Origin of the sequence: Streptomyces sp. NPDC052101 (genome assembly GCF_040680235.1) — a bacterium.
Taxonomy (GTDB): Bacteria; Actinomycetota; Actinomycetes; order Streptomycetales; family Streptomycetaceae; genus Streptomyces.
In genome coordinates, this window is sequence record NZ_JBFAWH010000002.1 from 313,151 (window position 1) to 325,990 (window position 12,840).

The 12,840-nt window shown below is 69.6% G+C and carries 12 protein-coding genes; 7 read left to right on the plus strand and 5 right to left on the minus strand.

What is annotated here, in order from left to right:
* Nucleotides 1-5: 5 nt before the first annotated feature.
* The 5 genes from AB0L75_RS05070 to AB0L75_RS05090 form a co-directional block, all read right to left on the minus strand.
* On the minus strand, nt 6-671 hold the full coding sequence (locus tag AB0L75_RS05070; protein ID WP_365175444.1) for a hypothetical protein: 666 nt from the start codon (nt 669-671) through the stop codon (nt 6-8).
* 157 nt (nt 672-828) lie between these two features.
* Nucleotides 829-1,197, minus strand: coding sequence for a DUF4913 domain-containing protein (locus tag AB0L75_RS05075; protein WP_365175446.1), 369 nt, complete (start codon nt 1,195-1,197; stop codon nt 829-831).
* Nucleotides 1,194-1,889, minus strand: a complete 696-nt coding sequence (locus AB0L75_RS05080) for a hypothetical protein (protein WP_365175448.1) — start codon at nt 1,887-1,889, stop codon at nt 1,194-1,196. The genes AB0L75_RS05075 and AB0L75_RS05080 overlap by 4 nt, the downstream gene beginning before the upstream one ends.
* A 323-nt stretch (nt 1,890-2,212) precedes the next feature.
* On the minus strand, nt 2,213-2,839 hold the full coding sequence (locus tag AB0L75_RS05085) for a hypothetical protein (RefSeq protein ID WP_365175450.1): 627 nt from the start codon (nt 2,837-2,839) through the stop codon (nt 2,213-2,215).
* Nucleotides 2,840-2,869: 30 nt separating this feature from the next.
* The gene (locus AB0L75_RS05090) at nt 2,870-3,379 is read right to left on the minus strand and encodes a hypothetical protein (RefSeq protein ID WP_365175452.1); all 510 of its coding nucleotides are present in this window, start codon (nt 3,377-3,379) and stop codon (nt 2,870-2,872) included.
* A gap of 319 nt (nt 3,380-3,698) precedes the next feature.
* Between AB0L75_RS05090 and AB0L75_RS05095 the strand changes: the two genes are divergently transcribed.
* The 7 genes from AB0L75_RS05095 to AB0L75_RS05125 are packed head-to-tail and all read left to right on the plus strand — an operon-like array spanning nt 3,699 to nt 12,815.
* Nucleotides 3,699-5,468, plus strand: coding sequence for a conjugal transfer protein (locus AB0L75_RS05095; RefSeq protein WP_365175454.1), 1,770 nt, complete (start codon nt 3,699-3,701; stop codon nt 5,466-5,468).
* A gap of 56 nt (nt 5,469-5,524) precedes the next feature.
* Nucleotides 5,525-5,794 carry a hypothetical protein gene (locus AB0L75_RS05100; protein ID WP_365175456.1) on the plus strand — a complete coding sequence of 90 codons (270 nt, stop codon included), beginning with the start codon at nt 5,525-5,527 and terminating at the stop codon, nt 5,792-5,794.
* Nucleotides 5,795-5,835: 41 nt separating this feature from the next.
* On the plus strand, nt 5,836-6,318 hold the full coding sequence (locus AB0L75_RS05105) for a hypothetical protein (RefSeq protein WP_365175458.1): 483 nt from the start codon (nt 5,836-5,838) through the stop codon (nt 6,316-6,318).
* A gap of 36 nt (nt 6,319-6,354) precedes the next feature.
* Complete coding sequence (locus AB0L75_RS05110; protein WP_365175460.1) at nt 6,355-9,348, plus strand: ATP-binding protein; 2,994 nt, start codon at nt 6,355-6,357, stop codon at nt 9,346-9,348.
* Nucleotides 9,349-9,389: 41 nt separating this feature from the next.
* Nucleotides 9,390-9,920 (plus strand): hypothetical protein, encoded by a 531-nt coding sequence (locus AB0L75_RS05115; protein WP_365175462.1) that lies wholly within the window; start codon nt 9,390-9,392, stop codon nt 9,918-9,920.
* Between the two features lie 17 nt (nt 9,921-9,937).
* Nucleotides 9,938-10,570, plus strand: a complete 633-nt coding sequence (locus AB0L75_RS05120; RefSeq protein WP_365175464.1) for a hypothetical protein — start codon at nt 9,938-9,940, stop codon at nt 10,568-10,570.
* 19 nt (nt 10,571-10,589) lie between these two features.
* The gene (locus AB0L75_RS05125; protein WP_365175466.1) at nt 10,590-12,815 is read left to right on the plus strand and encodes a hypothetical protein; all 2,226 of its coding nucleotides are present in this window, start codon (nt 10,590-10,592) and stop codon (nt 12,813-12,815) included.
* The last annotated feature ends 25 nt before the right edge of the window (nt 12,816-12,840 follow it).

Consider the following 12,840-nt stretch of genomic DNA (forward strand, 5'->3'; position numbering starts at 1 on the left):
CCGGCTCACTCCCCCGACTGGTCGGAGGCCCCGACGTCACCGAGACCGAAGACGTTGAAGCCGGAGACGACCCAGTCGCCGCTGTCGTCCTTGACGGTGACCAGCCAGTCGTTGGACTGGGTGGAGGTCTTGCCGTTCGCGGTGTAGGCGGCGGTGACCCGCACAAGGCTGGAGATGGAACGGCCGCTGTTGCGCACCACGTCGTCGGCGATCACCGTGTCCCGCACGACGGCGGCCGTGCCCTTGGACGAGCATCGCTGCGCCAGACAGTCGGCCCATGCCTTGCCCTTGGGCAGGGTGGTGTTCTGTTGCATCTGCGTGTCACCGGTGGTGAGGCCGAGGAGGGGCTTGCTCCAGGCGGACGCTCCACTGGTGTGGTCGTAGGTGTTCAAACCGGCCATGTAGGACGCCATGACCTGGTGGGCCTTCGCCACTTCGGGGAGCGGGACGATAGGGGTCGCGGCGGCGGCCGGCTGCTGCGAGGAGGAGCCTCCGTTCGAACCGCCGGCGTCGGCGGAGGCTGCCGGGACGGCCCTGCCTCGGCCCTCCGTGCCGCTGCCGCCGTCGTTCCCGCTGAAGACGGTGAAGACCGTCAGAACGGCTACGAGCAGAACTCCGAGCACACCGAGTGCCAACAGCGCCGTGCGCTTGTTCTCTGCAGGCGACTCCACGCTCCCGCGCCTCCCCTTGTGCTGAGCCGGTCCGGCGGTCGACGGGTGACCGGGACACGGTAGGGGGAGGCGGGGCAGGTGGGGCGCGGGGATTTCCCGGCGGGAAAGCGCCGGGAAAAGGTGACAGGGATCCGGGAAACGGGGGGAGTTCGCGTGTTCAGGCGGGCCGCGGTTCCACCGGCAGCGGGTCGAACGGGTACGCCGTGTGCCCGTCCTTCGGTGAACACGCCGCGAACGGGCCGTTGTCGGGGTCCATCAGGATCCGCAGATGCGGGTCCGCGTGGTGCAGCCACCACGTGGACATGCCGAGCGCCGGGTCCTGGCGCAGATGCTCCCAGGCGAGCCAGAGCGCGGAGAGGCGGGCGCCGGCCTCGGGGTGCTCCCACCAGGTGGGGCACCAGGTGGTCGAGGAGCCGTTGACGCGGCGGCGGATCATCTGGGCGAGATAGTCGGAGACGAACGCGTAGACGTCCGGGAAGTAGAACTGCGGCTCTTCTTCGGCCTGTTCGGCGGCGGCTGCGGTCATCGCTCCATTCCTGCGGGCTGCTGCTCCGGCATCGGGGGCGGCAGGGTGAGCGCCGCGGCCGGGTTGAGGACGCCGTGACCGGCGGTGGGGCCGCGGGGGGCGGCAGGCAGGGCGATGGGGCGAACCTTCACACCGGGCAGGAACTCGTTCACCGCCGGTCCCCGCTGCTGCGCCGGCGCGTTCAACTCCTCGTAGGTGTCGGCCGATCCAAGCCGCCCCAGGGCCGCCTCATGCTGCTGCTTCAGCCGCTCTGGAACATCCATGCCGCTCAGCTTGCGCGCGAAGTCCTTGGGCGAGGTGATCGCCGGGTTGATGTCCTCCATCCGCCATTGCGATCGCAGCGTCTTGTCGCCGATCAGTTCATCGATGTCCGGCGGAAGCTGCTCGTGGCGAGGCATCTCGATCGGCCACTCGATGTGCTCCTTGCCGACCTGTTCGTGGGCAAGCAACCGGGGCAGTTCATCGGCCCCCAGCACCGAGTCCTTGCCGACGTCTGCCGCGAAGGCCACCACCGGCCCCGTCGCCGCCTCCGCATAGCGCCCGGAGACGGTCTTCCACACCTGATCCGCCGTCTCCTGCAGCTGGGCGGGATCCACCTGGTAGTCCTTGGCGAGGACGAGCCTCACCTCGTCGTTGAACAGGTGGTACGAGTCGAGCTGGGCCCCTGCCGGGCTGTCCTCCAGCACCTGCATGCCTCGCGTCCTGCCGCAGGCCTGAGCGAGGTAGCGATGTCCGATCTCCCGGGGCGCGCCCTCCGGCTGCGACCGCCAGGACCAGAACGCCCGCGTCTCACCACGTTCCGGATGCGTGACGGCGCCGTTCTGCGCGACGTCCCGGACGAACGCCATCAAGTCCGGGGCCGCGCGCCCCTGTTCGTGTGCGGCACGCCAGTCCCCGTACATCCGGGCGACCACGGAACGCGCTTCGTCTGGACTACGCGGTTGTGTCCGCGCATGCGCCTCCTCCAGGGCCAGCGCGTCCTCTATCTCTTTCGGGGTCGGCGGCGCGTCTAGGCTCACAGGTTCCTCCGTGACCCCTCAGGCGGATACACGGCAAGGCTGATCATCGAACCCCCGGGCAGATCCTCGGTCCAGGTGGGGAACGACACCGACTGGTCCAGTACGTAGACCGCCTGTCCCGGAGCCTCACCCACCGGAGCCCAATACGCCATCCGGAACGGACTGCGATTCGCCAGACGGGACTCCCGGGCCTCCCAGAAGGCCGGGTCCGACGGCTCCGGGAAGTCCTCAGCGTCCCACTGTCCGTGCCACACCGGTGCCCCCATGGCCGACACCGCCGCCTGGAGGTGAACCGGCCACGCCTCGGAAGCGGCGGCCAGAACCGCACCGTTGTCCTGCGGGCCGGACGCGGTCACACGCCAGCAAGCCAGCAAGCTCGCCCTGACCAGAGGGCTTCCGTACGTGGTGGTGTTACCGAAGGACAGCTCGCCCCCGGACGTCGTACGGACCCGCAGCTGCCGGTCGAACGTCAGCGGCTCCCAGCCGTACCGTCCGCACCACTCCCGTAGCTCGCTCCCGCTCTGCGGCGGACCCGCCCACACGGAAGCCCAGTCGACCTCCCGCAGCGTGGCCAACTCGGTGGCGAGGTCCTGCGGAGTGCGTCCCGTCGTCTCCGTCAGCATGTGGCTTCTCCCAATCGGTCGAGCGGACGATCACGTCAGGAAGATACCGAGCAACAGCAGCGCCACCACGATCGCGCCCATCACAATCCGGGCCGTCGGATCCTCGCGTTCCCACAGGTCGTGGACGACCGCCCACCCGGTCAGCCGGGCTGCACGGCCGCTCTGGAGGCGAGCGGCCACGCTGTCCTCGTCCCCGTCCTGTTCCTCGGCCCGCGTCTCCTCCGGCTCCGGTTCGGTGTCCAGCCCCACGGGCAGGCCCTGCTGCTCCTGGGCCACCAGAACCATCGGCTCCAGCAGGTCGGGAATCGTGTTCGGGGTCAGGGGATAGGCGGCGATGCCGTAGGGAGTCTCCAGGCACAGGCGGGCCTGCCACGGGTCGCCGGGCTCATAGCCGTCGATCCACGCCCGGCTCACCTGCAGTACTTGCGCGGGAGCGGACAGGTGAGGGACCGCCGGCGGCTGTTGCGGCGTCTGCACTTGCGGGGGTACGGCCCAGGCACGCGGGTCGGGGGGCTGCGGATGCCCGTTCTGGTCGCTCAACTCTCGTCCTTCGCCGGGGCCATGGGTCCTCAGATCCTGCGGGTGGGCACGCCGTCCGGACCTGCCCCGCGCATTGTGGGCCGAGCGCCCGCCCGGACGGCCACCCGCCTTCCCGGCGAGTCCCCGGTGCCTTTCCCGGCCGCTTTCCCGAAACACCGTCCGCCGGGAATTCCCCTGCTCCCGACGGGAATCGGCCGCAGCTCGAAGGACGGGTCTTTGCCACACTGCCAGCGCACCTGGCCGGGCCAGGGCCCGTCGTGCGGCGCGGTCGCGCCCGCCCAGGCGGACGGGTAACCGACTCGCTGGAGTAACCGACTCGATGACAGACCAGAACAGCTCTGCTGGCGCGGTCGGCGCAGGCCAGCCTTCCGGGCAGCCCGGGCCCTTCGGTCCTCCGCAATCCGCGCAGCAGGCGCAGGCTCCCCAGCAGGCGCAGGCCCCGCAGCAGGGCTGGCCGGCACAGGGGCAGCAGCCTCAGCAGCCCCAGCCCCTGCCCTCGGACGCGGCCCGGGCACAGGTCGCCGCCGCCTGGGTCCGCAGCCAGCCCCGGGCCGGTCAGGCCGCCGTACCCGCCCTGCCGCCGCGGGAGACCGCTCCGCGGACCGAGTCGAAGAAGGAGAAGCGGGAGCGGGAGCGGGCGGCGCGCAAGACCGCGTACGAGCAGAAGAAGGCGGAGAAGCAGGAGCGCAAGAAGGGCTCTTCGAAGCCGGCGGCCACCACCTTGGCACCAGCACCGGCACCGGTGACCGCAGCAGCTCCGGCACCATCACCGACGACTCCCGTCGCCCCGGTACCGGCCGCCGCCGCGGACGCGTCCGCGAGCCCGTCCATGACCAAGCCCTCGGTCAGCGCACCCGCCGCGGCAGCCGCGCCAGTCTCCGCCTCCGCCTCCGCCTCCGCCTCCGAAGCCAAGGCTCCCTCCCCCGCCCGTACCTTCGACGTCCCCAAGCCTGGCGGCCGTATCCCCTCCGGTGGATCCGGGGGACGCCGTACGCATGTCGCCCTGCGCGCCACGCTGCTCATCACCACCTGTGTGCTGGCCCTGGGCTCGTGCGGCGTCATGGGTCTGATGGTCGGCGTGTCCTCCCGGACGAGCAGCGCCGCCCTGGACGCGTCCGACGCCGCCCGGTACCGGCTCACCGACTTCCCGGTGCAGCAGGCGGCGAGCTTCGCCGAGCAGTACGCGTTGCTCTGCCTGACGTACTCCCCGGACAAGGACTCCGAGCGGCGCGCCAAGCTCGCCCAGTACGCCTCCGCCGGGGCCGATCCCGAGTGCGGGTGGAACGGCCAGGGCACCAGCCGGGCTCTCTCCGCCGTCTGGGACGGCTCCGTGGAAGACCTGACCGAGTACGGCGACCACGGCCGTTACCTCGGGGTGCAGGTCCGCACCGCCGACGGCACGCTGAGCGAGCTGACCGTCCCGGTCTACGTCAAGGATCTGAAGTCCGGCGAGGGCATGCGCGTCGCCGGTGACGTGGGCCAGATGCCGCTGCCCGCCCGCGCCGACGTACCGGCGGTCAACCGGAACCACGAGGTCGTGGACGACAAGCTGGCCGAGCAGCTCAAGGGACAGGTGCTACCCGGCTACTTCACGGCCTGGGGCGCCTCGGACGCCACAGCCATGGCGCGCTTCACCACACCCGACGCGACGCTCCAGGCGACCTCAGGGCTGGCCGGCCGGCTGTCAAAGCCCCAGGTCACCGAGGTCGTCGCGCTCGTCCCGGGGAATGTGCAGGGCACCTCCCCCTACACCTACCCGACTGGACAGGCCGTCCAGCTGCGCGTGGTCGTCGACTGGGGCGATCCGCAGGGGGAGACGGTGCGCCGCGCCTATCGGATGACCATGGTGAACACCGCCCAGGGCTGGTTCATCAAGGACATACGCGGTGGCGTGCTCGACCCGCAGGGCGGCCGGGCCGACGGCGACCAGAGCGACTCCGCGGACCCGTCCGCATCGCCCGGCTCCTCCGCCTCCTCCGACCCCTCCGGCTCCGCCGACAGCACACCGTCGGCCTCCGGCTCACCATCCCCGAGCGACTCGGGCACCACCGTCCAGTCGTCCAAGGGCAAGCGGCACACCGCGCACTGACGCCATCCGCCCCGCTCCGCCCTGAACCACAACGTCAGCACCCGAGAGGAAACACCGTGTACCTTGCAGCCAACGGCAGCCTGGACGACATGTTCGGACGGATCGAGACGATCCTCCGCGACGCGGGGACGATGGTCGCCGTCATCGCCCTGCTCATCCTCGGCATCCGCATGCTCCTGTCGATGAAGCGCGGTGACGGCATGCGCGAGGCGTTCCAGGGCTTCGGCCTGATCGCGCTCGCCGCGCTGATCATCGGTGGCGCCACCGGCCTCGCCGGCCTGCTCATCGACCTCGGCGGCCAGATCGGCGGCGGCAAGGGCAACTGAGCCACCGCCAGCCGACGTAGGAAGAGGGGGAGCACGCGGTCATGAGTCAGGACGCTCCGGAGCCGCTGGTCGCATACGACCACACCGACCTGGTCAACCGGCCCAAGCGCATCTGGAACTGGGGCAACATCCCGCTGCCCGGCCTGCTGCTGCCCGCCCTGGGCGCGGCCTTCGGCTTCGGACTGCTCTGGCTCGTGGCGCTCTTCTCGGTGTCGACGTTCCTGCCCTTCCTCAGCCTGTCGTTGTGGACCTCGCTGCTCTACTTCGGTCCGCCGATCGGCGTCTACTTCGTCTGGGGCCGGCCCCTGCCCTCGGCGCTCACCCTGAGCCAGCAGCTGGTGGTGTGGGCCGACTGGTGGTGGCAGCCCAAGCGGCTGCAGGGCCTGGCCGCGGACCGGGAGCCGGAGGAGCTGCACTGGCAGGTGGTCCTGTGGACCCCCGGCTCCCCGCGCTGGCAGGCCCGCTACGACGCCGCCCGCCGGGACGCCGCCGAGCGCGGTACCCCGTTCTCCACCCTCCGCTGACCGACTTGCCCTTCTCCATCAACGCTAGGTGACCCCATGTTCATGCTGATCCTCCTGGGCGGTGCCGTCGCCTTCTTCGTGGTCGCCATGATCATGGCCTCCTCGTCCAGCAAGAAGCAGCAGAGCGGCGGCAACGGCGGCTCCGGCACGGCGCGTTCCCGCCAGTCGTCGTCCTCCGCCGCCGCCCGCCGCGAGGACCTCCGCCTGCCCTACCGCTACGCCGACGACATGATCTTCGTGCACGGCGACTCGGTATGGACGGGCCTGGTCCTGCCCAACGCGATCGACGAGTACCTGAACGCCACCGAACTCCAGGTGATGGCCGAGGGCCCGGCCCGCGGTCTGCTCAACCTGGCCCGCGGCGACCGCAACGTCGAGTGCCACTACCGCAAGGTCTACCAGCCGATCACCGCGCTGACCTGGGCGGAGGAGCTCAACGCGGTCGCCTGGGAGCCGACCGAGAACTACAAGGCGTACAACCTGCGCAAGGCCGACTACCAGGAGCGCATCGGCGCCAAGCGGGAGCGCAACATCCTGCTGGTGAAGCTGGGCTCGCTCAAGCGCAGCAGCGGCTCCACAGGTGTCCTGGGCCAGGACGACGAGCCGTACGACGAGCCCGGCCTGCTCCGGGGCGTGCGCAGCACCGCCGATCGCGCCGCGGCCACCGCGACGGGCGTCGCCGACGAGCACCTGCCGCCGTCCGTCCTCGCCGAGTGGACCCAGGTCGCCGTCGAGGTCCACGAGAGCCTGGAGAACCTCAAGGGCACCCCGCTCACCCGTGAGGAACTGGTCTGGCTGATCCGCAAGCCGCTCCACGGCGACCTGCCGGTCCCGCCGGAGCCCGTGCTCGGCTCGCGCGCCTGGGGCCCCGACCAGTTCGACCTGGTCGTCGACTTCTCCGGCGAGAACCGCAAGACGCACATCGTGCTGCACCAGTACGACGAGGTCAGCGGCGAACGCCAGACCAGCTACACCACGACCCTGGTCGCCGCCAACTGGCCCGCCGAGACCCGCTTCCGCCAGTCCACGGCCTGGGCCCGCTACGCCGCACAGCACGTCGACTTCCCCGTCGAGATCGACATGCGCTTCACGCTCATCCCGTACTCGAAGTTCAAGGACCGCGCCGACAAGATCCGCGGCAACCTCGTGGACGAGATGAACGACATGGCCAACTCCGGCCGTTCCCCCGACACCAAGCTGGCCAGCCAGGTCACCCGCGCCCAGGAGCTCGTCGACGACATCGAGGAGCACAAGATGCCGGGCATGGAAGCGCAGATCCGCTTCACGATCTCGGCGCCGGACGTGAAGGAGCTGGAGCGGCGCCGCCGCGTACTGGAGATGCAGTTCAAGCAGGATCTGAGGGTCACCCTGCTGCGACCCACCCGTCAGCAGTGGCGCCTGCTGCAGTCGCAGCTCCCCGGTGACGCACCGAAGTTGCCGATCGCGCCGTACATCCGTCTCCAGGAGGTCGAGCAGCTCGGCGCCGGACTGCCCACCGCGGGCACGGAGCTGGGCGACAACCCGGAGACGCGCTCCGGCAAGCGCCTCGGCTGGGTCGGCAACCTGGTCGGCTGGGCGGGCAAGATGCCGGTGCACTACTCGCTGCACGTCGGCCCGGCCCGCAACGACGGCGGTGGCCTCGCCATCGTCGGCGCATCGGGCGGTGGCAAGTCGTCCCTCGCCCTGCAGAAGTTCTACGAGGAGTCGGAGTCGGGCGTCCGCTGCCTGGTCATCGACCCGAAGACCGACTTCGCCCAGATGTGCTACTACCTGGCCTTCGGCTCCCAGGTGAACGACCCCGCCTTCGCGGCGGACGCCGAGTCGGGCGTGCTCGGCACCGCGGCCAGCAGTTTCCAGCCGGTCAACCGGGAGTTCTGGGCCGAGACGGAGGTCGTGGACCTCCTCAAGGGCCAGGCGGGCGTCCTCGACCCCTGGGTCATCGCGCGCGACGTCCCCGCCGGCCGCCTGCTGGCCGAATCGATGCTGCGCGGCTTCCTCGGCGACGAGGACTACCAGCGCGTCCGGCTGCCCGTCATCGAGGCGATGGCGGCCGTCGTCGGCCGCTACAACTCCGCCATCCGCCAGGCCGTCGAGCAGGGCCTGTCCGCCCGCGACGCCGAACTGCGCGTACCTCGCCCGACCTTGTGGCAGGTGGTGGACGAGGTGGTGGAGTCGTACGACCACGCCGTCACGACCGGCGACCGCGAGGCCGCGAAGGACCTGAAGCTCGCCCAGATGCTGCTGACCGAGCTGCGCACGCTCCCCTACGCCCGGCTGGCGTTCGCGGAGAAGCCGCAGCCGCTGAGCAGCATGCGCAAGCGCCGTACGGTCATCACCCTGCGCGGTTTCCAGTCCCCGGCCGCCTCCGACCCGCGCAACTGGAACCCGGCCGAACGCCTTGCCGCCACCGCGCTGATGGCGGTCGTGGAGCTGGGCAGCCAGATGCTGGACGTCGGCTACGAGAAGAACCCGGTCACGGGCGAGGTCGGCCTGCGCCCCAAGGCGCTCTTCGTGGACGAGGCGTACGTCGTCACCGCCACCGAGGCGGGCCGCGACCTGATGCGCCGCGCCCTCAAGCAGGGCCGCTCCTACCTGGCCGTCACCGTCCTGATCACCCAGCAGGCCATCGACCTGGTGCAGATCGAGGACTCCGAGGCGCGCAGCGGCGGTGCCAACCAGATCCACTCGGTGTTCGCGTTCAAGCAGAAGTCGGCCCAGGAGGCGTCCTTGGTCGCCCCGCTGCTCGGCCGCCCCGAGAACGACCCCAAGGTGATCGCCGCCCTCCAGGAACTGCGCACCGGTGTCTGCCTCCAGCGCGACGCCGACAAGCGGGTCGGCACGGTCGCCGTCGACCTGGTCTTCAAGGAGATCCTCGCCGCGACGGACACCAACGGCACCACCCGCCCGGCCCGTCAGGGCATCGACCCGCCACAGAGCGTGTGGCAGTGGACGTTCCTCCAGGAGACGGAGGCGGACCCGGTGGCCAACGCCAGGGAGCCCGAGCCCGAACTCGCCGCCCAGCCGGTGTGACGCCCCGCCCCCACCAGTACCCGAGGACCAGGACAGACATCATGCGCATGACCCGAGCACTCGCGATCGGCGCCGGCATGGTCGCTCTGGCGGCTACGGCGGGGTGCGGAGACAGCGACTCGGCAGGCTCCGGCCTGCCCGAGGCCAAGGACGTCGCGTCCATCGCGTCCTACGTGAGCAAGTACACCTCCTGCACGGGTGTGATGTCGGGCGACAACTACGACAGCGCCCATGTCGGTGAGAACGAGTCGTGGGGCACGGAGGAGGCCAAGGACCCGTCCTGGGGCATCAAAGAACGCGCCGTGTGCAAGGACGCGTCCGGCGCTGCCATCACTCTGCTCATCACCCCTGACATGCGGAAGTTCCAGTCCGCAGTCAAGAAGAGCAACGAAAAGCTCCTGATCGGCCAGGACTTCGCGGTCATCCCGGTCGGCCAGGACGCGATCCGGGACCTGACGAAGTCGCACCTGAAGTTCCTGACCTGCGATCCCGACTTCTCGGTACCCAGCGGCTACACGAAGCATTCCGCACTCGTCAACGGCTGCGTGCTGACCAACTACGTGCCTGAGTAAGGCAGAAGGACTTCATCATGCGACTCAAGCGAGTACTGGCCGTGGGCGCCCTCCTCGTCATGTCGGCGTCGATGGCGGCGTGCGGCAGCGGCGACAAGGCGGGCAGCGACGGTGACGGCAGGGCGACCGGCGCCGGAGGCACCATCGCCGGAGCATTCGGCGGCGACGGTGACGGCAACGGCAAGGCGGCCGGCGGCGGACTGCCCTCGGCCTCGACCATTGCCGACATCGTCTTCTACCTCAACAAGTACGGCTCCTGCCTGGATCTGCAGGCGGCCGACGAGTACGACAAGACCGAAACCGCGAACAGGGATCCTTCCTGGGGCAACGAGGAGGCCGGGGAGCCCGCCTGGGCCATCAAGCAACGCTACGTCTGCAGGGACAACTACGAGGACACCACCACGCTCCTCCTCGCGGACATGAAAAAGTTCCAGGGCGCCCTGAAAAAGAGCGGTTCCGGCTATGGATTCCTGGTCGGCAAGAACTTCCTCGTGGTTCCCGGCGGTAACGAGACCACCCACGATCTGCAGAAGTCCGACCTCAAGTACCTCACGTGCGATCCGAAGTTCAAGTTGCCCAGCGGCTACGAGAAGGAGCCTGCACTGGTCGACGGGTGTGTGCTGACCAACTACTTCCCCGCCGACATCTGATCCTTCCGAAGGACATCTCATGCTGACCCGTCCCCTGCACAGGACACTCATCAGTACCGGTGTCGCCGCACGCGCCATTCTGTTCGTGGTGCTCGGGATCCTCGCGCTCTCGCTCTCCACACCGCAGCCGGCGCACGCCCTCTTCGACACCTGCGACTACCTGGACCAGAGCAGCAACAATCTGGCCGACATGCCGGGTGCCGCCGGGGAGAACATCTTCCCCTCGGTGAAGCAGTGGGACGGCAAGCGTGAGCTGGTCTCCGGGGCCGTCCCGATGAGCGGAGACCCCAGCCAGTACACGCTCTACGAGATGGACGGCATGCGGGGCCTCAACTGGGCCGCGACGCAGGACAAACAGGATCAGGCGAAGTCTGGCCGCGACGGCGAGCACGTCAGCGGCGACGACTGCAGCTTCCAGAACGCGATCACCAACACCATCGCCCAGGCCGTCTTCGACATCAGCAAGTTCTTCAGCCGTGCCGCGATCAGCCTCAAGGAGATCGCGTCCAATCCGAGCCCTCTGGCCGCGCTCTACAGCGGCACGGTCTCGGGTCATGACAGTGTGGTCGACCGCCTGAACAACAAGGTGTTCAAGGTGGCCGTACCCACCATGATCCTGCTCACCGGACTATGGGTGTTCGGCAAATGGCGCAAGGGCGACATGCGCGAGGTCTGGTCGGGCGTGGGGTGGGCCGCGTTCGTCGTGATCGCGGTGTCCGCGTTCCTGGTCAACAACAACTACACGACCGTGGTCCAGGAGGCCGACTCCGGAATCGCTCAGGGCAACGCGGCACTGACCGAGGCGGTGCTGGACAGCGCGGTGAACGGGGTCAGCCCACCCTGTGACCTGCCGGACAACGCACCGCAGCGCGGCATGCGCATATCCACCTGCGCCATGTACGACACCCTGGCATTCCGTCCCTGGGCCATAGGCCAGTTCGGCGATGCGGGCAAGACCGGCTTGGCGTACGACGGTGACAGGCCATGTGACTTCGGTTCAAAGAAGCGCTGTTCCGACCTGCGCGTCAGGCAGGTCGTCGCCCAGTCGATCACCAACTTCGACTACTTCGACAAGAACGGGAAGCGGGTGACGGGCGACCTCATCGGGCCAAAGGAGCACGAATACGGGTGGGTGCGCAACTACGTCGCCCTTCACGAGGACTCCACCGTCTACGAGATGTGGGCCGGACACAAACCCGGCACCCGCGTCAGCATCGGGGTCTACTCGCTGGTCGCCACTTTGATCGTCGGCATCATGACGATGGTGCTCAGCGCGCTGACGCTGCTGTGGCACGCGGTCACGCTGATCATGGTGATCCTGCTGCCGCTGATCGCGACCATCTCGATCCACCCGACCCAGCAGAAGCTGCTCAGGGGCTGGTGGCAGACCTTCGTGCACAGCTTCGTGCTGCGCGCCGGATTCGGCGTGATCCTCACCATTCTGCTGCTCTTCTACCAGATGATCCTGCCCCTCCAGATCCCGCTCGGCATGCAGTTGCTGCTGCTTCTGCTGGTCACCATCGCTGTGATCATGCTGCTCAAGAACCTGTTGTCAGGGAAGTTCTCTCCGCAGGTGGCGGGGGCGGACGACGCACTGGGCATCGGGGCGGCGGCCTCGGCGAGCAGCACGAACCTGGCCGACAAGACGCACGGTGCGGTCAAGCCCAAGGACGGAACGATGGGGCGGGTCGCCGGGCGGGTGGCCGGCGGCGCGGCCCGGACCGTCGACAGGCGCTTCCTGAAGGGGAAGCTGCAGAAGAGCGGCGTCCTCGACGTGGGCGAGCGCAATCAGCGCAAGGCCGCTTACCAGAGCAGCCGCACCGACAGGCAGTACCGGGAGACCTTCGACAAGAAGAGCGGCCGGCCCGAGGAAGAGGGCAGCGCTGCCCCGCCCCCGCCCGCTCCCCGCCGCACCGGTCGGATCAGTGCGGCCTCCAGGACCCAGTGGACCGGCGACCCCTCGGCCGCGGCCCCGACGGAGCAGCAACACCAGCCCCGCCCGGCCGGCCACACGCCTCCGTCCGTGCCGCAGCAGCCCGCACCCCAGCAGCCGACCGCGCCCCGGCAACCGACCACCCCCCGGCAGCCCGCCGCACCCCGGCAACCGGCCACACCACAGCAGGCCGCACCCCGGCCGCCAGCCGTACCCCGGTCCCCCGCCGCACCGCAGCAGACCGCACCCCGGCCGCCGGCCGCACCGGCTCCGCCGCCCCGCGACCCCCGCGGCCCCAACGGCCGCATCTGACCCCGCCCACCGCCCGTCCCCACCC

What these genes read in the sequence shown, in the direction of transcription:
- AB0L75_RS05115 (WP_365175462.1), top strand. Translation starts at nt 9,390, where the DNA reads ATGCGCATGACCCGAGCACTCGCGATCGGCGCCGGCATGGTCGCTCTG.
- AB0L75_RS05095 (WP_365175454.1), top strand. Translation starts at nt 3,699, where the DNA reads ATGACAGACCAGAACAGCTCTGCTGGCGCGGTCGGCGCAGGCCAGCCT.
- AB0L75_RS05085 (WP_365175450.1), bottom strand. Translation starts at nt 2,839, where the DNA reads ATGCTGACGGAGACGACGGGACGCACTCCGCAGGACCTCGCCACCGAG.
- AB0L75_RS05075 (WP_365175446.1), bottom strand. Translation starts at nt 1,197, where the DNA reads ATGACCGCAGCCGCCGCCGAACAGGCCGAAGAAGAGCCGCAGTTCTAC.
- AB0L75_RS05120 (WP_365175464.1), top strand. Translation starts at nt 9,938, where the DNA reads ATGCGACTCAAGCGAGTACTGGCCGTGGGCGCCCTCCTCGTCATGTCG.
- AB0L75_RS05105 (WP_365175458.1), top strand. Translation starts at nt 5,836, where the DNA reads ATGAGTCAGGACGCTCCGGAGCCGCTGGTCGCATACGACCACACCGAC.
- AB0L75_RS05110 (WP_365175460.1), top strand. Translation starts at nt 6,355, where the DNA reads ATGTTCATGCTGATCCTCCTGGGCGGTGCCGTCGCCTTCTTCGTGGTC.
- AB0L75_RS05125 (WP_365175466.1), top strand. Translation starts at nt 10,590, where the DNA reads ATGCTGACCCGTCCCCTGCACAGGACACTCATCAGTACCGGTGTCGCC.
- AB0L75_RS05080 (WP_365175448.1), bottom strand. Translation starts at nt 1,889, where the DNA reads ATGCAGGTGCTGGAGGACAGCCCGGCAGGGGCCCAGCTCGACTCGTAC.